Source organism: Variovorax sp. Varisp85 (assembly GCF_047304045.1).
Taxonomy (GTDB): Bacteria; Pseudomonadota; Gammaproteobacteria; order Burkholderiales; family Burkholderiaceae_C; genus Variovorax.
This window is the reverse complement of sequence record NZ_JBGLYN010000008.1, coordinates 1-17,722: the sequence shown is the minus strand read 5'-3', so window position 1 is coordinate 17,722 and position 17,722 is coordinate 1. Positions and strand designations below refer to the sequence as shown.

18 protein-coding genes are annotated in these 17,722 nt (G+C 67.7%); 13 read left to right on the top strand and 5 right to left on the bottom strand.

Annotation, left to right across the window (positions count from 1 at the left end; all coding sequences use genetic code 11):
* Positions 1-49: 49 nt before the first annotated feature.
* Positions 50-1,177 carry an ABC transporter substrate-binding protein gene (locus tag ACCC97_RS05180; RefSeq protein ID WP_413331777.1) on the top strand — a complete coding sequence of 376 codons (1,128 nt, stop codon included), beginning with the start codon at positions 50-52 and terminating at the stop codon, positions 1,175-1,177.
* A 107-nt stretch (positions 1,178-1,284) separates the two neighbouring features.
* Here ACCC97_RS05180 and ACCC97_RS05175 read toward each other — a convergent pair whose 3' ends face one another.
* The 4 genes from ACCC97_RS05175 to ACCC97_RS05160 form a co-directional block, all read right to left on the bottom strand.
* The gene (locus ACCC97_RS05175) at positions 1,285-2,379 is read right to left on the bottom strand and encodes a M14 family metallopeptidase (RefSeq protein ID WP_007835423.1); all 1,095 of its coding nucleotides are present in this window, start codon (positions 2,377-2,379) and stop codon (positions 1,285-1,287) included.
* A gap of 7 nt (positions 2,380-2,386) precedes the next feature.
* A complete protein-coding gene (locus tag ACCC97_RS05170; protein WP_007835424.1) occupies positions 2,387-3,589 on the bottom strand; it encodes a M20 aminoacylase family protein in 1,203 nt (400 codons plus the stop codon).
* A gap of 75 nt (positions 3,590-3,664) precedes the next feature.
* Positions 3,665-4,162, bottom strand: a complete 498-nt coding sequence (locus tag ACCC97_RS05165; RefSeq protein ID WP_413312333.1) for a deaminase — start codon at positions 4,160-4,162, stop codon at positions 3,665-3,667.
* A gap of 20 nt (positions 4,163-4,182) precedes the next feature.
* Entirely contained in the window at positions 4,183-5,373 is a 1,191-nt protein-coding gene (locus ACCC97_RS05160) for a glycerophosphodiester phosphodiesterase (RefSeq protein WP_413331776.1), read from the bottom strand.
* A gap of 105 nt (positions 5,374-5,478) precedes the next feature.
* On the opposite strand from ACCC97_RS05160, the gene argE reads away from it, so the two are divergent.
* The 9 genes from argE to ACCC97_RS05115 all read left to right on the top strand — a co-directional run bounded on the left by argE (position 5,479) and on the right by ACCC97_RS05115 (position 15,268).
* Positions 5,479-6,645 (top strand): acetylornithine deacetylase, encoded by a 1,167-nt coding sequence (gene argE / locus ACCC97_RS05155; RefSeq protein ID WP_007835430.1) that lies wholly within the window; start codon positions 5,479-5,481, stop codon positions 6,643-6,645.
* A gap of 168 nt (positions 6,646-6,813) precedes the next feature.
* Positions 6,814-8,037 carry a DUF445 domain-containing protein gene (locus ACCC97_RS05150; RefSeq protein ID WP_413331775.1) on the top strand — a complete coding sequence of 408 codons (1,224 nt, stop codon included), beginning with the start codon at positions 6,814-6,816 and terminating at the stop codon, positions 8,035-8,037.
* A 118-nt stretch (positions 8,038-8,155) separates the two neighbouring features.
* The gene (locus ACCC97_RS05145; protein ID WP_413331774.1) at positions 8,156-9,808 is read left to right on the top strand and encodes a hypothetical protein; all 1,653 of its coding nucleotides are present in this window, start codon (positions 8,156-8,158) and stop codon (positions 9,806-9,808) included.
* Positions 9,809-9,943: 135 nt separating this feature from the next.
* Entirely contained in the window at positions 9,944-10,717 is a 774-nt protein-coding gene (locus ACCC97_RS05140) for an MHYT domain-containing protein (RefSeq protein ID WP_007835438.1), read from the top strand.
* Between the two features lie 94 nt (positions 10,718-10,811).
* Complete coding sequence (locus ACCC97_RS05135) at positions 10,812-11,345, top strand: biotin/lipoyl-containing protein (RefSeq protein ID WP_413331773.1); 534 nt, start codon at positions 10,812-10,814, stop codon at positions 11,343-11,345.
* A gap of 37 nt (positions 11,346-11,382) precedes the next feature.
* On the top strand, positions 11,383-12,048 hold the full coding sequence (locus ACCC97_RS05130; RefSeq protein WP_413331771.1) for an SDR family oxidoreductase: 666 nt from the start codon (positions 11,383-11,385) through the stop codon (positions 12,046-12,048).
* A 15-nt stretch (positions 12,049-12,063) separates the two neighbouring features.
* Positions 12,064-13,224 carry an acyl-CoA dehydrogenase family protein gene (locus ACCC97_RS05125; protein WP_413331770.1) on the top strand — a complete coding sequence of 387 codons (1,161 nt, stop codon included), beginning with the start codon at positions 12,064-12,066 and terminating at the stop codon, positions 13,222-13,224.
* A 7-nt stretch (positions 13,225-13,231) separates the two neighbouring features.
* The gene (locus ACCC97_RS05120; protein ID WP_413331769.1) at positions 13,232-14,395 is read left to right on the top strand and encodes an acyl-CoA dehydrogenase family protein; all 1,164 of its coding nucleotides are present in this window, start codon (positions 13,232-13,234) and stop codon (positions 14,393-14,395) included.
* A gap of 165 nt (positions 14,396-14,560) precedes the next feature.
* Positions 14,561-15,268 (top strand): slipin family protein, encoded by a 708-nt coding sequence (locus tag ACCC97_RS05115; RefSeq protein WP_413331817.1) that lies wholly within the window; start codon positions 14,561-14,563, stop codon positions 15,266-15,268.
* 16 nt (positions 15,269-15,284) lie between these two features.
* Here ACCC97_RS05115 and ACCC97_RS05110 read toward each other — a convergent pair whose 3' ends face one another.
* Positions 15,285-16,562, bottom strand: coding sequence for a DEAD/DEAH box helicase (locus tag ACCC97_RS05110; RefSeq protein WP_413331768.1), 1,278 nt, complete (start codon positions 16,560-16,562; stop codon positions 15,285-15,287).
* Between the two features lie 44 nt (positions 16,563-16,606).
* On the opposite strand from ACCC97_RS05110, the gene ACCC97_RS05105 reads away from it, so the two are divergent.
* From ACCC97_RS05105 to ACCC97_RS05095, 3 genes are all read left to right on the top strand, one after another.
* Positions 16,607-16,981 (top strand): translation initiation factor Sui1, encoded by a 375-nt coding sequence (locus tag ACCC97_RS05105; RefSeq protein ID WP_007835451.1) that lies wholly within the window; start codon positions 16,607-16,609, stop codon positions 16,979-16,981.
* Between the two features lie 6 nt (positions 16,982-16,987).
* Positions 16,988-17,224, top strand: coding sequence for a DUF3820 family protein (locus ACCC97_RS05100; protein ID WP_007835452.1), 237 nt, complete (start codon positions 16,988-16,990; stop codon positions 17,222-17,224).
* Positions 17,225-17,405: 181 nt separating this feature from the next.
* On the top strand, positions 17,406-17,722 hold a 317-nt coding region (locus ACCC97_RS05095), incomplete at its 3' end, for an RNA recognition motif domain-containing protein (protein WP_413331767.1).

Sequence of the window (17,722 nt, the reverse complement as noted above, 5' to 3'; positions counted from 1 at the left end):
CGAGTCTAATTTGTGTGCGCGAGACAGAGCGCAGGAGTGGGTTTTGGACATGATGAATCGACGACGTTTTTCCCTGGCCGCTGGCGCGGCCGCCACGCTGGGTGGCTTCGGCATTGCGCGGGCGCAGGGCGACACGCCGCTGGTGCTGGGCCAGTCGGCGCCGTTCACCGGGCCGGCGGCGCAGCTGGGCATCCAGTTCCACCAGGGCGCCAAGCTGTTCCTGGACGCCTACAACGCCCAGCCGGGCCGCCGCAACGTGGTGATCAAGAACCTCGACGACGGCTACGAGCCCGAGCGCTGCGCCGCCAACACGCAGAAGCTGATCGAAGAGGACGTGTTCGCCCTCTTCGGCTACGTCGGCACGCCGACCAGCCTGGCCGCGCTGCCGCTGGCGGTGAAGGACAAGGTGCCGTTCATCGCACCGCTCACCGGTGCGATGTCGCTGCGCGAGCCTTTCCAGAAGAACGTGTTCCACCTGCGCGCCTCGTACAACGACGAGACCGCGCTGATGGTGAAGCAGCTCACGCACCTGGGCCTGAAGAAGATCGCGGTCTTCTACCAGAACGACGCCTACGGCAAGGCCGGGCTCGACGGCGTGACGCTCGCGCTCGGCGAACAGCAGCTCAAGCCGGTGGCGCTGGCCACGGTGGAGCGCAACTCGGCCGACGTGGCGCAGGCAGTGAAGACCCTGGTGGCGGCCCGGCCCGACGCGGTGGTGCAGGTTGGCGCGTACAAGGCTTGCGCGGCCTTCATCCGCGAGGCGCGCAAGGCGGGCTACGGCGGCACTTTCTTCAACATGTCTTTCGTTGGCACGCAGGCGCTGGCGGACGAGTTGGGCAAGGATGCGGCCGGCGTGATGGTGACGCAGGTGGTGCCCTCGCCCTACAACGCGGCCAATGCGCTGGCGCGCGAGTTCACCGACGCGGTGCGCAAGGCCGGCGGCGGCGCGAGCGCCAATTTTTCGAGCATGGAAGGCTACCTGGCCGCGAAGGTGCTGACCGAGGGCCTGCGCAAGGCGCCGGGCAAGCCCACGCGCGAGAGCCTGATTGCAGGGCTCGAAAGCATCGACCGCCAGCAGTTCGGCGGCTTCGAGGTGTCGTTCTCGGCCAGGAACCACGTGGGCTCGAAGTTCGTCGAGCTGTCGATGCTGACGGGCGACGGCCGCGTCAGGACCTGAACTTCTTTCGTGGAATACCGCGGAACCGGCTTTGCCGGGCCGCAGGTATTGCCCCCTTGAGGGGGTTGGCGTAGCGACACGAAGTGCGCGAAGCCCCGGGGGGTGGGTCAGGCCGTCAGGCCATCCACAGCCTGGAACATCGCCTGCCGAGCCTGGCTGACGATCTGCCCGCGCCAGGCATCGGTGTCGGTATAGAACGCCTCGAGCATCCGCGCGCGGATGCCGTCGGCCAGATCGGCCGGCGCCTCGGGATGCTTGTACAGCCAGTGGTCGGCGCGCAGGGCGCCGGTCACTTCGAGCATCGGCAGCGTGCCGTATTCGAGCGCGATGCCGGTGTACTCGGCCTGCGGGCATTCCTCGTACGCCGAATCCCACATCATCCCGCGCAGCAGCGCCGATGTCGAAGAACCGTCGTAGATCGAGGTGACGGGCGCGGCCGGCGTGCCCCACCATGCATTGGCGCGAGCATAGGCGGCCTTGTCGTCGCGGCCGGCGAAGATGCGTTCGCCCAGCCCGTTGGGGCCGAGCCCCGTGTGCAGGTCGATCCAGGCGATGCGCCGAGCATTGCCCGCATGGCGCTTCAGCACGCTGCGAATCGTCTTGTTGCTCCAGGTCGGCGCCCTGCCGCCGAAGAACAGGCCGTCGTCGAACTGGTACTGCCCGCTGGTCACTGCCGCCTGGAAGGCAGTGGCGCCGTGCTTCTCGATCCACTTGGCGACCGCCGCCTGGTTCTCGGGGGTGGGCGGCCAGGTGGCGGGCAGCAGCAGCTCGTGCAGCTTGGCGTAGGGCTCGTTGACCGGCACCGGCTTCGAGAAATCGATGAAATTGCGGTTCAGGTCGACGTTCTCGTGCGTCACGCGACGGCCGTGCGAAAAGCCGTGCGGATTGAGCGCGTGCACATACAGCACCGCCACACCCTGCGCCTTCGCCTTCTCGCGCCATTCGGCATCGTGCAGCGCGAACACCTGCACACCGCTGCCGCAATGGCCCTCGACGCCGTGGCAGGCGCTGGTGACGATCAGCAGGTTCTGCGCGTTCGCATCGCCGTCGAGCGCGACGTCCATCGACAGGTCTTCGCCGTCGCGCCCCTTGAGCGGATGCGCATGCGGCTCGACCGAGAGGCCGGCACTCACGCAACCCTGCAGGAACTTCTGGCGCGCCTGGGCATAGCGCGGCGAGAAGGCTTCGGCGATTCCGATCATGTGGCGATCAGGCGCTTGCGCCGCCGGGCTTGAGGAACTGCTCGGCGATCTGCACCCAGCAGGTGGCACCCAGCGGGATGAGATCGTCGTTGAAGTCGTAGCTCGCGTTGTGCAGGGTGCACGGGCCTTCGCCGTGGTGCACGTCGCGGTGCGTGCCGTCGCCGTTGCCGATGAAGGCGTACGCGCCCGGCTTGGCCTGGAGCATGAAGGCGAAGTCTTCCGAGGTCATGGCGGCCTCCTGCTTCAGCACGTTCTCGGGGCCGACGATGCCGCCCATCACGCGGCGCGCGAAGTCGGCCTCGGCCTCGGTGTTGACGGTGGGCGGGTAGTAGCGCTCGAAACGGAAGTCGCAGGTGGCGTCGTGCGCCGCGCAGATGTGGTCGCAGATCTGCTTCATGCGCGCCTCGATCATGTCGAGCACCTCGATCGAGAAGGTGCGCACCGTGCCCGACAGCTCGCAGTTGTCGGGAATCACGTTGTTGGCTTCGCCGGCGTGGATGGTAGTGACGGAGATGACGGCCGAATCGGTCGGCTTCATCTTGCGCGTGAGGATGGTCTGGAAGGCCTGCACGATCTCGCAGGCGATCGGCACCGGGTCGATGCCGGTCTGCGGCAGCGCGGCGTGGCCGCCCTTGCCGATCACGTTGACGAAGAACTTGTTGCCCGAGGCCATCACCGGACCGGGGCTCACGGCGAACTGGCCGGCCTTCATGCCGGGCCAGTTGTGCATGCCGAAGACGGCGTCCATGGGGAACTGCTCGAACAGCCCCTCCTTGATCATTTCGCGGGCACCGCCGCCGCCCTCTTCGGCCGGCTGGAAGATCAGGTACACGGTGCCGTCGAAGTTGCGGTGCTTCGCCAGGTGCTGCGCGGCCGCCAGCAGCATGGCGGTGTGGCCGTCGTGCCCGCAGGCGTGCATCTTGCCGTGGTGCTTGCTGGCGTGGGCGAAGGTGTTGAGCTCGGTGACGGGCAGCGCGTCCATGTCGGCGCGCAGGCCCACGGCGCGGCTGCTGGTGCCGTTCTTCACGATGCCCACCACCCCGGTGGTGCCCAGGCCGCGGTGGATGGGAATGCCCCATTCGGTGAGCTTGCCTGCCACCACGTCGGCGGTGCGGATTTCTTCGAAGCAGAGTTCGGGATGGGCGTGGAGGTCACGTCGGACGGCGGCGATGCCGGCGGCCTGCGTGACGAGCGAGTCGATGAGTTTCATGGCGTGGTCGTCTCAAAACGCCAGTCTATCCACTCCGGCGTTTCGAGGCACCCGCAAAGCCTCGTTATCCGGTATTCAGTGCCCGGCGGTCCAGAAGCCGATGTGCGGCGCGGAGGCTTCTTCCTCCAGCAGCGGCCCCACCACCTCGACGCGCCGCTGCCCGCGCGCAAAGACCTCGCGGCAGGGCAGCGAGAAGGTCGGGTTCTCGGGATGGTCGCCGGTCAGGCCGAGCAGCGCGTGCTCGGACAGCGCGTAGACCACCCGCCCGATGTTCGTCCAGTAGATGGCGCCCGCGCACATGCAGCAGGGCTCGGCGCTGGTGTACAGCGTGCAGCGCTCCAGTTGCCCGGGCGTAAGCAGGCGCGCGGCCTGCGCCGCTGCCGCCAGCTCGGCATGCTGCGTGGGGTCGCCCTCGGGCGGCATCGAGTTGTTGCCCGCGGTGGCCACGACTTCGCCGTGCTCGTTCGCCACCAGCGCGGCAAAGGGATGGCGCCCACGCGCCTTCGATTCGTCCGACAGCCGGATGGCCATGCGAAGCAGTTCGAGGTCGCGCGGGGACAGGTCGGCGCTCATGTCTGGACGACGCCCCGCGTTCAGCGGCCGATGCTCTTCAGGTAGTCGGCGCGCGCGGCCAGCGCAGTGTCGGTGAAGTCGGTGAACACACCGTCCACGCCGAGCTTGTAGTACACGCCGTATTCGTTCTTGCCGTCCTTGTTGTAGTCGGAGGCCAGGCGGCGCGACTCGTTGCGGAAGGTGAAGGGGTGCACGAACAGGCCCGCCTTGTGCGCGTCGGCGATCAGCGAGGTGGGTGCCGTGGAGGTGGCGTCGGCGTCGTTGATCTTGCCGTCCTTGTTGACGTCCACCGGCTTGCCGTCGGCGCCGATGGTGCCCTTGACGCTCACGATGTAGCGCTTCCAGGGGCCGATGCCGTCGGCATACGTCTTGATCTCGGCCAGGCCCGCGGGCGTGACCATGGCGTCGAAGTTGCGCTTGTCGCCGGCCTTGGTCCAGTCGTAGGGGCGGTCGCTGGGCACGGCGAAGGTCACCGCGCCGGTCTTCAGGTCGACGCTGTCGCCGTCGATCAGCTGGACGATCTTCGTGTTCAGGCCCTTGCTCTTCATGTATTTCAGGCTGCCCGGCTCGAACGACTGCACGTAGATGGGCGCGGTCTTGCTGTTCCAGCCGGCGGCGTTGATGGCCGCGATGACCTTGTCTTCCAGCGGCAGGCCCAGGTCGCGGAAGTAGGTCGGGTTCTTCGTCTCGGGGTAGATGGCGATGGTGCGGCCGGTTTCCTTCGACTTCGCCTTGGCGAAATCGATGATCTCCTGGAAGGTCGGGATCTTGTACTTGCCGTTGAACTCCTGCGGGCGCTCGGCATCGGTGGAGATGCCGCCCAGGGTCTTGATCTCGGCCAGCGTGAAGTCGTTGCTGAACCAGCCGGTCTGGGTCTCGCCGTCGACCTTGATGGTCTTCTTGCGCGAGGCGAAGCGGGGGTGCTTGGCCACGTCGGTGCTGATGGCGAGGTTGGGGTCGTGGCGGGCGATGAGCACGCCGTCCTTGGTGGAGACCAGGTCCATCTCGATCACGTCGGCGCCGAGTTCGATGGCGCGCGCATAGGCTTCGAGCGTTTCTTCCGGCAGATAGCCCGATGCGCCGCGGTGGGCGATGACCAGCGGCGGGTTGCCGTCGAGCGTCAGCAGCTTGTTGCTGGAGGGTCCGGTGCTGCTGCAGGCTGCCACGCAAAGGGCGGCTGTGGCGGTCAAGGCGATCTGAAGGGTGCGCATGGTCGTGGTTTCTCCGTCCGAATGAAGAGGCGCAGGGTAACCGCTTCGCGTGACAGCTTCGGCACCCACGCTCGCGCGGCGCCGACTTCCTGGAGAATGTGTTGCATGCTCCATACGCTTTCCCCCCAAAGCCTGCTGCTGGCCCAGACCCTGGTGCGCATGAACACCGTCAGTGCCAACAGCAACCTCCAACTGATCGACTTCGCGCAGAGCCACCTCGCGGCCCTGGGCGTCAAGAGCCGCATCACCTACAACGCCGAGCGCACCAAGGCGAACCTGTTCGCCACGCTGGGCGAAGGCAAGCCGGCCGGCGTGATCGTCTCGGGCCACACCGACACGGTGCCGTGGGACGGGCAGGACTGGAGCGTCGACCCGCTCTCCGCCGTGGTGCGCGACGAGCGGCTGTACGGCCGCGGCTCGGCCGACATGAAGAGCTTCATCGCCATCGCGCTGTCGAACGCGAAGCGCTTTTTGGAAAGCGACTCGCCCTTCGCGGTGCACTTCGCATTCAGCTACGAGGAAGAGATCGGCTGCTTCGGCGTGAAGGAACTCATCGCCGACATGCGCGAAGCCAACATCAAGCCGCTGGCCTGCATCGTGGGCGAACCCACCAGCATGGTGCCCGCCATCGCGCACAAGGGCGTCTACCGCTACAAGTGCTGCGTGCGCGGCAAGGAGGCGCATTCGTCGCTCACGCCGAAGTCGGTCAATGCCATCGAGATGGCGGCGCGCGTGATCGGCAAGGTGCGCGACATGGCGGAAGGCTTCGAGCGCAGCGAGCCGCGCTACGAAGGCTTCGACGTGCCATTCAGTACCGCGAGCGTGGGCCAGTTCCACGGCGGCATCGCCGACAACGTGGTGCCGCGCGACGCCGAGTTCCGCTACGAGTTCCGCGACCTGCCGACCGCCGATGCGAAGCGCATGCAGGCCGACGTGGTGGCCTACGCGGGCAGCATCGAGCCCGCGATGAAGAAGGTGGCGCCCGATGCGGGCTTCAGCTTCGAGACCATCTGCGAGATCCCGAGCTTCCTGGGCTCTGCCAACGACCCCGTCACGCTGCTGGCGCAGCGCCTGGCAAGCGAGGATCGCACCACGCTGGTGGCCTTCGGCACCGAAGCGGGCCTGTTCAAGAACGCCGGCATCCCCACGGTGGTGTGCGGTCCGGGCAGCATCGAGCAGGCGCACCAGCCCGACGAGTACGTGAGCCTCGAGCAGCTGGCGCGCTGCGAGCTGTTCATGGAGCGGCTGGCTTCTTCTTCTGCCATCGGCTGAGATGGGACGTTGCTTTCCGGGGCGTCGTTCGGGGCGCGCTCACGCCGACGGGGGACATTCGCGGAGGGGAGTACCGGGTGCCCTGTGCACGCACCCCGGAGCATCGCGGCTGTGCGATGGAAGACTGACGGGCTTGAATTGACCGAAAGCAGCACCCCACTGCAGCGCATGAAGCGCGTCGCCCTCGGCCTGCTGTGCGGCGCCGCCGTGCTCTACGCAGTGGCCAGTGCACTGCACGCGCAGCACCCGGCGTGGGGCTACGTCGCCGCCTTCTCCGAAGCCGCGATGGTCGGCGCCATTGCCGACTGGTTCGCGGTGGTGGCGCTGTTTCGCCATCCGTTGGGCCTGCCGATTCCGCACACCGCCATCATCCCGAGCAACAAGGACCGCATCGGCGCCAAGCTCGCGGGCTTCATCTGCGACAACTTCCTGAGCACCGGGCAGGTGCTCGGGAAGCTGCGGGAATTCGATGCGGCCGGGCGCATCGCCGACTGGCTGGCCCGGCCCGCGAGCGGCGAGAAGCTCGGCGAATGGGGCGTGGCCGCCGCGCGCTACGGGCTCTCGGCCTTCGACGACGAGCGGGTGCGCGACTTCCTGGGGCGCGCCGCCGCGGCGGGCCTCGAGAAGATCGATCTCTCGCGCCTCACCGGCCAGGCGCTCGACGCGCTCACCGCCGGCGGACGCCACCAGGCCCTGCTCGACGACGTGCTGCAGCAGGTGGCCGGCCTGCTCGAAGGCGACGAGGTGCAGGCGCACATCACCGAGGCCATCGCGCGCGAGATCAAGACGCTGCGCTACGTCGGCCTCGACCAGGTGGCCGCCAAGCTGGCCACGCGCAAGATCGTCGCAGCCGTGGCGCGCACCATCGGCGAGCTGGCGGCCGAGCCCGACCATCCGATGCGCAGGCGCTTCGATCACTTCGTCGACGACTTCGTGGTGCGCCTGAAGCTCGACCCCGAGTTCCAGCAGCGCGGCGAGCAGATCCGCGCCGAACTCGTCGCGCACCCGGCCCTGGGCGACTACCTGCATGGCCTGTGGGGCGAGCTGCTGGCGTGGCTGCACGACGACCTGGGCCGCGGCGACTCGACCATCCGCCGGCGCATCGCCTCGATGGCCGGCGCGCTGGGCACGCGGCTGCAGGGCGACGAGGCCATCCGCCGCTGGATCAACGAGCAGATCGAGGCGGCCGCGCCGCTGGCCATCGAGCGCTACCGAGAAGACATCCGCCGCTACATCGAGGAACGCGTGGGCGAGTGGAACGCTCAGGAAATGACGCTCGAGCTGGAGCGCCACATCGGGCGCGACCTGCAGTTCATCCGCATCAACGGCACGCTGGTGGGCGGGCTCGTGGGACTGCTGATCCACACGGTCACGCAGCTGCTGCGCGGCTGAGCGGCCCCGGGTAATCCACAGCGGACGAAAGTCCGCATCCTGTCTCCGGAGAGACCCCGCGGCCCCTCCCGCCTCCTAGACTGTTTCGCGCATCGATCAACCAGAGGAGACACGCACCATGCCCCGTCGAAGCAGCCTCGGCGCCCTCGCGCTGACCGCCACCCTCGCCCTGCTGGGCGCCTGCGGCAGCCTCGCGCCGCCATCGGCCACGCGGCCCGCTTCCTGGGGCCCGCCCGAGGCGCTGGTCGCCCCGTCGTCCTTCGCGGGGGTGCATGGGCTGGCCATCGACGCCAAGGGCCGGCTGCTCGCCGGCTCGGTGCTCGGCAACACGCTGTGGGAGGTCGACCGCAGCACCGGCGCAGCCAAGGTGCTGATCGACGCGCCCGAGGGCCAGGCCGACGACATCGCCGTCGGCCCGAAGGGCGAGCTGGCCTGGACCAACTACCTGATGGGCATGCTGCGCTACCGCGAGAGCGACGCCGCGCCCATGCGCGTGCTCGCCAAGGACCTGCCCGGCCTCAACTCGCTCGACTTCGACCGCCGCAACGGCAGGCTCTACGCCTCGCAGGTGTTCCTGGGCGACGCGCTGTGGGAGATCGACCGCGAAGGCCAGAAGCCGCCGCGGCTCATCAAGAAGGACATGGGCGGCTTCAACGGCTTCGAGGTGGGGCCCGACGGCATGCTCTACGGGCCGCTCTGGTTCAAGGGCCAGGTCGTGAAGATCGACCCGGCGAACGGCGCCATGACCGTGATCGCCGATGGCTTCAAGATCCCGGCCGCCGCCAACCTCGACGGCAAGGGCAACCTCTGGGTGGTCGATGCGCGCAGCGGCGAGCTGGTGCGGGTGGACCTCGCCACCGGCCGCAAGACCGTCGCGAAACAGCTGCGGCCCTCGCTCGACAACCTCGCCATCGCGCCGGATGGAACCATCTACGTCTCCAACATGGCGAACAACGAGGTGCAGGCCTTCAACCCCGCCACCGGTGACCTGCGCACGCTCACCAGCGGCAAGTTGGCCGTGCCGGCCGGCATGAAGATCGACGGCAACGACCTCTGGGTGGCCGACGTCTTCGGCTTCCGCCAGGTCGATGTGCGCACCGGCGAGGTGCGCGACGTGTTCCGTATGCAGCGCGACCCCGACCTCGACTATCCGTTCGCGGTCGGGCTTTCGGCCAGGCTCTTCGCGCTGAGCTCGTGGTTCACGGGCACGGTGCAGCTGGTCGACCGCCAGACGCTGAAGACCGTCGAAACCATTCACGGCCTGAAAGCGCCGTTCGACGCCATCCCCATGCCCGACGGCAGCGTGATCTACGCCGAGATCGCCACCGGCAGCATCACCCGCGCGAGTGGACCGAAGTTTTCCGAAAAGTCAGTGCTTGCTAGCGGCTTGAACGGCCCGGTGCAGATGGTCGTCGGCCGAGACGGCGCGCTCTACGTGACCGAGGCCGCCGGCAAGCTCTTGCGCATTCCGCTGGACGCCAGTGCGCCGCTGCGCACCGTGGCCGACGGGCTGGCGCTGCCCGAGGGGCTGGCGCAAACGCCGTGGGGCAGCTTCATCGTGGCAGAGAGCGCGGCGCGCCGGCTGGTGGAAATCGACCCCGTGAACGGCACGCGCCGGACGGTCGCCGAGAACCTGCCGATCGGCCTCGCGCCCGGGCCGGGACTGCCCCCGCCCTATGTGGTGACAGGCGTTGCAGTGAGCCGCGACGGCACGATCTACATGGCTGCCGATCGCAACAATGCGATATATCGAATTCGGCCTGTAAGGTAGCGTAACGAAAAGTTTGGATTTCTGTTTACTTTTAAAAACAAATATTACAGACTGCGCGGGACGTCTTGCAGCGTCCCGATCGCATCCGGTGATGGGGAGTCCGCGAGGCGCTCTTTTTCTTGAAAGGGACATCGCATGACACCGCTCGTCACAGGCCAACTTCTGTCGCCCGAGTACGCACTGGGCATGGTCGCGCTTTCGTTCGTCATTTCTTTCGCGGGCTCGCTGGTGGCCCTCATCTGCGCCGGCCGCATGGTCGGGGCGGACGGCAAACCCAACCTCGCCGTCGTGGCCTGCGCAGCAGTGGCGCTGGGCGGCATCGGCATCTGGTCGATGCACTTCATCGGCATGCTGGCGTACCGCCTGCCGGTGGCCATCTCGTACAACATGCCGCTCACGGTGGTGTCGCTGGTGGCGGCCATCCTGATCTCCGGCATTGCCCTCTACATGGCCGGCGGACGGCGCAAGTTCAGCAAATCGGGGTGGCTCGGCGGCAGCCTGCTGGCCGGCATCGGTGTCTGCGTGATGCACTACATGGGCATGTTCGCGATGAACATGCGCGCCTCGATGGACTTCGACCTGACGAGGGTCGGGCTGTCGGTGCTGATCGCCGTCACCGCCGCCGGCGCGGCCCTGTGGCTGGCGTTCAACCTGCGCAAGTTCACGCACAAGGTTGCGGCGGCCGTGGTGATGGGCGTGGCGGTCTGCACCATGCACTACGTGGGCATGAGCGCGGCCAGCATGGTGTGCATCGCCACGGCGCCCACTGACGCGCTGGCCATCGGCGGCAGCTACATGGGCCTCACGGTGTTCGGCACGGCCGGCGCGGTGCTGATCTTCATCTACTGGGTGGTCACCGGCAGCAGCCTCGACGCCCCGGTGGCCGCGCGGCGCGCCCGCGCAAGCTGACCTCCCTGCGGCCAGCCAGTAAGCGCAAGCGGGGGCGGCGCCCGCCCCCTAGAGTCGATGCAGAGCGAAAACAAGCGACCTGCACGGACTCCACATGCCAGTCATCGAATCCCGGCTGCAAACGGCCAGCGACACCTTCCAGGCCAACCGCACCGGCATGCTCGCGCTGCTGCTCGACACGGGCGCGCCCTTCCTGCCGCTGGCCTCGCTCGCGGGGCTGGGGCATGACGGCCCCGACCTGGCCAGGAGCGTGCCGGGCGGCGGCCTGATCTCCGGCATCGGTCAGGTGTCGGGCGTGCGCTTCTCGTGCGGCAGGCTGGCCGAGCAGGCGTTCGTCGCGAGGCAAGCCGAACGCGTGGATTTCCACTTTCGCGGCCAGTCGTTCCGATTGGAGAACCTGACGCACGTCGCGGTGGCGCGCACCGACGGCACCGGCAGCGACGGCCTGCTGCGCGCCTCCATGAACGGCCGGGTGATCGCGCTGCTCGTGGCCGAAGGCGATGCGGTCGCCGCGGGCCAGCCGCTGGTCACGCCCGAAGCGATGAAGATGGAGCACGTCCATTGCGCGCCGCGCGCCGGCCGCGTCGCCCTGCATGTCGTGGTGGGTGCGCAGGTCGCGGACGCATGACGGCGACGGCTCCTACCAATGTCCGAAGGTCATTCGCATGAATGCCCCCTCCTCCCGCTACCGCTCCGTCTTCGCGCCCGGCCTGTTCGACGGACAGGTCATCGTTGTCACCGGCGGCGGCTCCGGCATCGGCCGCTGCACCGCGCACGAGCTTGCCGCGCTCGGCGCGCAGGCGGTGCTGGTCGGCCGCAAGCCCGAGAAGCTCGAGCAGGTGAAGGCCGAGAACGGCGGCGCCATCGTCAACATCGTGGCCGATATCTGGGGCTCGATGCCCAACATGGGCCACAGCGGCGCGGCGCGCGCCGGCATGGTGAGCTTCACCGAGACCGCCGTGCTCGAATGGGCCGCGAGCGGCGTGCGCGTGAACGCGGTGGCGCCGGGCTACATCGCGTCCAGCGGCATGGACCATTGCCCGCCCGAGGCCGGCGGCATGTTGCGCGCCATGCGCAACACCGTGCCAGCGGGCCGTTTCGGCAACGAGGCCGAGACCTCCGCCGCCATCGCCTTCCTGCTGAGCCCCGCTGCCAGCTTCATCAGCGGCAGCGTGCTGCGCGTGGACGGCGCGCGGCCGCAGGTGCGCATGGGCTGGCCAATGGAGATTCCCGATGCGCAGACACAGCAGCGCGCGGCAGTGAGGCCTTTCGACGGCTTTCACCTCGCACAGACGCCGCGCGTGTTCCGGAATGACGAGCCCAACGACTGATTGGAGACAAGCGACATGCAGTACACCCACGAACACCTCGAGATCCAGAAGACCCTGCGCCGCTTCATCGACGAAGAGATCAACCCGCACGTGGACGAATGGGAAGAGGCAGAGATCTTCCCCGCGCACGAGGTCTTCAAGAAGCTCGGCAACCTGGGCATGCTGGGGCTGAACAAGCCCGAGGCCTTCGGCGGCGCGGGGCTCGACTACTCGTATGCGATGGCGATGGCCGAGGCGCTCGGCCACGTGAGTTGCGGCGGCGTGCCGATGGCCATCGGCGTGCAGACCGACATGTGCACGCCCGCGCTCGCGCGCTTCGGCAGCGACGAACTGCGCCGCGAATTCCTCGTGCCCGCCATTGCCGGCGACACGGTCGGCTGCATCGGCGTGAGCGAGCCCGGAGCGGGCAGCGATGTGGCGGGCCTCAAGAGCCACGCGCGCAAGGACGGCGACGACTACCTCATCAGCGGCCAGAAGATGTGGATCACCAACAGCCTGCAGGCCGACTGGATGTGCATGCTGGTCAACACCAGCGCCGGACCGGTTCACCGCAACAAGTCGCTCGTGATGGTGCCGATGGACAGCCCCGGCATCGAGAAGGCGAAGAAGATCCGCAAGATCGGCATGAACTCTAGCGACACCGGGCTCATCTACTTCGACAACGTGCGTGTGCCGCAACGCTTTCGCATCGGCGAGGAAGGCCAGGGCTTCGTCTACCAGATGCAGCAGTTCCAGGAAGAGCGCCTGTGGGCCGCCGCGAGTTCGCTGGAGCCGATGGAAGACTGCATCGCGCAGACCATCGAGTGGGCGCAGCAGCGCCACATGTTCGGCGCCACGCTGGCCGACCAGCAGTGGGTGCAGTTCAAGCTGGCCGAACTCAAGACCGAGGTGGAAGCGCTGCGCGCGCTGACCTACCGTGCCTGCGACCTGCATGTGCAGGGCGAGGACGTTCTCGAGCTCGCGTCGATGGCCAAGCTCAAGACCGGCCGCCTCACGCGGCAGGTGGCCGACACCTGCCTGCAGTTCTGGGGCGGCATGGGCTTCACGCTCGAGAACCGCGTCTCGCGCCTGTACCGCGACGGCCGGCTCGGCTCCATCGGCGGTGGCGCGGACGAGGTCATGCTCGGCATCCTCGCAAAGACGATGGGCATCGCGAAGCGGCCGCCGCGCGGCTGAGGCGCCCATGGACGCCGAACTGCAAGCCGACCGCGCGGCGCTCGCCGACACGGTGCGGCGCCTTGCCGAAAGCGAGATCGCGCCGAACGTGCAGGCCTGGGACGAAGCGGGCGAGTTTCCGCGCGCGCTCTATGCACGCGCCGCCGAACTGGGATTGCTCGGACTGGGCTACCCCGAAGACCTGGGCGGTACGCCCGCTTCGTATTCGCTCAAGCTGCCCGCATGGATCGCACTGGCGCGCCACGGCAAGAGCGGCGGTGTGCTCGCAAGCCTGTTCTCGCACAACATCGGATTGCCGCCCGTGGTGCTGCATGCGAGCGATGCGGTGCGCCGCGAGGTCGTGCCGCCGGTGCTGCGCGGCGAGAAGATTGCCGCGCTCGCCATCACCGAGCCCGGCGGCGGCTCCGACGTGGCCGCGCTGCGCACCATGGCAAGGCGCGACGGCGATCACTATGTGGTGAACGGCGAGAAGACCTTCATCACCTCGGGCATGCGCGCCGACTGGATCACGGTGGCCGTGCGCACCGGCGAAGGGCGCGGCGCGAGCGGCATCTCGATGCTCCTCGTGCCCGGCGATGCGCCCGGCCTTTCGCGCACGCGCCTCGCGAAGATGGGCTGGCTGTGCTCCGACACCGCGACGCTGCACTTCGACAACGTGCGCGTGCCGGCGCGCTACCTGCTCGGCAACGAAGGCGCGGGCTTCCGCATGGTCATGGGCAACTTCAACGGCGAGCGCATCGGGCTCGCGGCGGGCGCACTCGGCTTCTCGCAAGCCTGCCTCGACGAGGCGCTGGCCTGGGCGCGCGATCGCAGGACATTCGGTGCCGCGCTCATCGAGCACCAGGCGGTGCGCCACAAGCTGGTCGACATGCAGATGCGCATCGCCTCCACCGAGGCGTGGATCGAGGCGGTTTCGGCCGAAGGCGACGCGCACGAAGCGGCCGGGCGCTTCAACGCACCCGAATGGGTCGCGCAGGTCTGCATGCTGAAGAACCATGCGACGCAGACCATGCAGTTCTGCGCCGACCAGGCGGTGCAGATCCTCGGCGGCATGGGCTTCATGCGCGGCACGGTGAGCGAGCGCATCTACCGCGAGGTGAAGGTGATGATGATCGGCGGCGGGGCCGAGGAGATCATGAAGGAACTGGCGGCCAGGCAGATGGGCTGGTAGGCGCACGCCTACAAAAGGCGCCGGACCGATCCCTGTTCGGCGCCTGTCTGGAACGCTTGCGCCATGCGCGTGTCCAACAATCCAGCGGCCCTTGCCGGGTCGCAGGAGATCACCATGTTCTCTTTCACTTACGGCATCGGCGCCGTCGTCCTCGTGTTGCTGGTGATGCTGGCCTTTTCCGCCATCTGGATCTTCCGCGAATACGAGCGAGGCATCGTGTTTACGCTGGGGCGTTTCACGCGGGTCGCGGGCCCCGGGCTGGTGATCGTGATACCGGCCATCCAGCAGGTGGTGCGCGTCGACCTGCGCACCGTGGTGCTCGAAGTGCCGACGCAGGACGTGATCTCGCGCGACAACGTGTCGGTCAAGGTCAGCGCGGTCGTCTACTTCCGCATCGTCGACGCAGAGAAGGCCATCATCCAGGTCAAGGATTTCTTCAACGCCACCAGCCAGCTGGCCCAGACCACGCTGCGCTCGGTGCTCGGCAAGCACCAGCTTGACGACATGCTGGCCGAGCGCGAGAAGCTCAACCTCGACGTGCGCGAGTCGCTGGACGTGCAGACGGCGTCATGGGGCATCAAGGTGTCGAACGTGGAGATCAAGCAGATCGACCTCACCGAATCGATGGTGCGCGCCATCGCGCGGCAGGCGGAGGCCGAACGCGAACGGCGCGCCAAGGTGATCCACGCCGAGGGCGAGCTGCAGGCCTCGGAAAAGCTGTTCCAGGCCGCGCGCGTGCTGGCGCAGGAGCCGCAGGCCATCCAGCTGCGCTACCTGGAGACGCTGACGGTGATCGGCGCGGACAAGAATACGACCATCGTGTTTCCACTGCCGGTGGACCTGCTGACGAGCTTCCTGGGCAAGCGTTCGTAGCCTGCGCGGCACTGGGTCAGTCGTTCTTCTCGGGCGTTTCGCCCCGTGCAGCCGCAAGCGCGGCCGCCGCGCGCAGCTTGTCCTTCTTGCTCGGCCGCTTGCCCTTGACGCCGCCGGTACCCGACGCATCGACCACGGGCACTGCCACCTCCGTCGGCTCGAAGCCTTCGACGCGTTCGCGCGGCAGGCTCAGCCCCTGTCGCTTCTCGATCAGCCGGAAGTGCGCCTCGGTGGCCGCGCTCACGAAGCTGATCGCCAGTCCACTCTCGCCCGCGCGGCCGGTGCGGCCGATGCGGTGGATGTAGTCGGTCGGCGAGCGCGGCAGGTCGTAGTTGATGACCACAGGCAGCTGCGCGATGTCGATGCCGCGCGCTGCGAGGTCGGTGGCGATCACCACGTCCCAGCGGCTCTGCTTGAACTGCGAAAGGATGTCGGTGCGCGTGCCCTGCGCGATGTCGCCGTGAAAGGGCACGGCGTAGATGCCGTTCTTGTAGAGCTTCTCGGCCACGGTCTGCGCCGCATGCTGCGTGGCGACGAAGACCAGCACGCGATCCCATTCGCCTTCGTGCTGCTTCAACAGATGGCGCAGCAACTGCGTGCGGCGGATGGCGTCGACCTCGATCACGCGCTGCACGATGTTCGGCTCGGTGCCGGGCTCGCCCTGCACGTCGACGACGGCCGGATCGCGCAGCATGCCGTCGGCCAGCGCCTGGATGGCGCTCGGGAAGGTGGCGGAGAACAGCAGGTTCTGGCGCTGCTTCGGCAAGAGCGCGAGGATGCGGCCGAGCTCTTCGGCAAAGCCGAGGTCGAACAGGCGGTCGGCCTCGTCGAGCACCAGCGTCGACACGGCATCGAGCTTGAGCGCGTTGTGGTCGACGAGGTCGAGCAGCCGGCCCGGCGTGGCGACGACGATGTCGGCGCCGCCGCGCAGGCTCATCATCTGCGGGTTGATCGACACGCCGCCGAAGGCGACGACGATCTTCAGGCGCTCGGGCAGGTGCTGCGCCAGGCTGCGCATGGTCTCGCCCACCTGGGCCGCGAGCTCGCGCGTGGGCACGAGCACCAGCGCGCGCACGCGGCGCGAGCCCTGTGCGCGCTCGGCGCTCAGGCGCTGCAGCAGGGGCAGGGAAAATGCGGCGGTCTTGCCGGAGCCGGTCTGCGCCGAGCCCCGCAGGTCGCGGCCTTGCAGAATCGCGGGGATGGCCGCGGCCTGGATGGCGGTCGGCGCGGCATAGCCGCTTTCGGCGGCGGCCTGCACGAGCGCGGGGGCCAGGCCCAGTGAGTCGAATGGCATGTAAGCAGACACAGAAGAGAAGAAAGACGGATCGGATGTCGACGATGAAACAGCAGCGCAATCAGGCCGGCAGCGCCCTGGTGTACTCCACGGAAGCGGGCGGCCGCATGTGCCCCGGCTGCGGCGAGCCCATGGCCCGGTGCCGCTGCAAGGAGCTCAAGGCGCGCCTGCCGGCCACGGACGGCATTGTCCGCGTATCGCACGAAACCAAGGGACGCAAGGGCAAGGGCGTGACCGTCGTCAAGGGCGTGGCGCTCGATGCGGAAGGCCTCGCGGCGCTCGGCAAGCAGCTGAAAACGGCCTGCGGCTCGGGCGGCACGGTGAAGGATGGCGTGATCGAGATCCAGGGCGACCACCGAGAACTGGTGGTCGCGGCGCTGGTGAAGCAGGGCCACACGGTCAAGCGGGCGGGAGGCTGAGCACCGATGCAACCCGAAGACCTGCAGCGCCTGGTGACGCTCCAAATGCCGTTCGGCAAGCACAAGGGCACGCTGATTGCCGATCTGCCCGGAAATTACCTGACCTGGTTTGCACGCGAGGGTTTTCCCTCAGGAGAAATTGGCCGGCTGCTCGCGCTGATGCATGAAATAGACCACAACGGGCTATCCGGCCTGCTGAAACCGTTGCGAAACCGCCCATCGGGCCGAGATGTTTCTCAATAACACACGATTTCCCCACGCTTTTTGTCAATCGGGCCGGATAATCCGGCCTACGTGTCTGTGAGCTTTGTCTCCCGTGCACGTAATTCGGTGATCGGTCAGTTTCGCGCCACAGCGCATTTTGTTTGTTGTGATTCTGGGACTCCATCGCTTTGTCTTGTTGGTTTGAATTAGGAGTCCCTCAATGGGCAAGAAACTCTACGTAGGCAACCTCGCCTACTCCGTGCGTGACAACGATCTGGAACAAGCCTTCGGCGAGTTCGGCGCCATCGTCAGCGCCAAGGTCATGATGGAACGTGACACCGGCCGTTCGAAGGGCTTCGGCTTTGTCGAAATGGGTTCGGATGCCGAAGCACTGGCAGCCATCGAAGCCATGAACGGCCACTCGCTGCAGGGCCGCGCCCTGACGGTGAATGAAGCCCGTCCGATGGAAGCTCGTCCCCCCCGTACCGGTGGTGGCGGTGGCTACGGTGGTGGTGGCGGCGGTGGCGGCTACGGCGG

Bases quoted from the DNA above. Each gene is read 5' to 3' on its own strand.
- ACCC97_RS05180 (WP_413331777.1), top strand. From the start codon at position 50: ATGATGAATCGACGACGTTTTTCCCTGGCCGCTGGCGCGGCCGCCACG.
- ACCC97_RS05175 (WP_007835423.1), bottom strand. From the start codon at position 2,379: ATGATCGGAATCGCCGAAGCCTTCTCGCCGCGCTATGCCCAGGCGCGC.
- ACCC97_RS05170 (WP_007835424.1), bottom strand. From the start codon at position 3,589: ATGAAACTCATCGACTCGCTCGTCACGCAGGCCGCCGGCATCGCCGCC.
- ACCC97_RS05165 (WP_413312333.1), bottom strand. From the start codon at position 4,162: ATGAGCGCCGACCTGTCCCCGCGCGACCTCGAACTGCTTCGCATGGCC.
- ACCC97_RS05160 (WP_413331776.1), bottom strand. From the start codon at position 5,373: ATGCGCACCCTTCAGATCGCCTTGACCGCCACAGCCGCCCTTTGCGTG.
- argE (WP_007835430.1), top strand. From the start codon at position 5,479: ATGCTCCATACGCTTTCCCCCCAAAGCCTGCTGCTGGCCCAGACCCTG.
- ACCC97_RS05150 (WP_413331775.1), top strand. From the start codon at position 6,814: ATGAAGCGCGTCGCCCTCGGCCTGCTGTGCGGCGCCGCCGTGCTCTAC.
- ACCC97_RS05145 (WP_413331774.1), top strand. From the start codon at position 8,156: ATGCCCCGTCGAAGCAGCCTCGGCGCCCTCGCGCTGACCGCCACCCTC.
- ACCC97_RS05140 (WP_007835438.1), top strand. From the start codon at position 9,944: ATGACACCGCTCGTCACAGGCCAACTTCTGTCGCCCGAGTACGCACTG.
- ACCC97_RS05135 (WP_413331773.1), top strand. From the start codon at position 10,812: ATGCCAGTCATCGAATCCCGGCTGCAAACGGCCAGCGACACCTTCCAG.
- ACCC97_RS05130 (WP_413331771.1), top strand. From the start codon at position 11,383: ATGAATGCCCCCTCCTCCCGCTACCGCTCCGTCTTCGCGCCCGGCCTG.
- ACCC97_RS05125 (WP_413331770.1), top strand. From the start codon at position 12,064: ATGCAGTACACCCACGAACACCTCGAGATCCAGAAGACCCTGCGCCGC.
- ACCC97_RS05120 (WP_413331769.1), top strand. From the start codon at position 13,232: ATGGACGCCGAACTGCAAGCCGACCGCGCGGCGCTCGCCGACACGGTG.
- ACCC97_RS05115 (WP_413331817.1), top strand. From the start codon at position 14,561: ATGCTGGCCTTTTCCGCCATCTGGATCTTCCGCGAATACGAGCGAGGC.
- ACCC97_RS05110 (WP_413331768.1), bottom strand. From the start codon at position 16,562: ATGCCATTCGACTCACTGGGCCTGGCCCCCGCGCTCGTGCAGGCCGCC.
- ACCC97_RS05105 (WP_007835451.1), top strand. From the start codon at position 16,607: ATGAAACAGCAGCGCAATCAGGCCGGCAGCGCCCTGGTGTACTCCACG.
- ACCC97_RS05100 (WP_007835452.1), top strand. From the start codon at position 16,988: ATGCAACCCGAAGACCTGCAGCGCCTGGTGACGCTCCAAATGCCGTTC.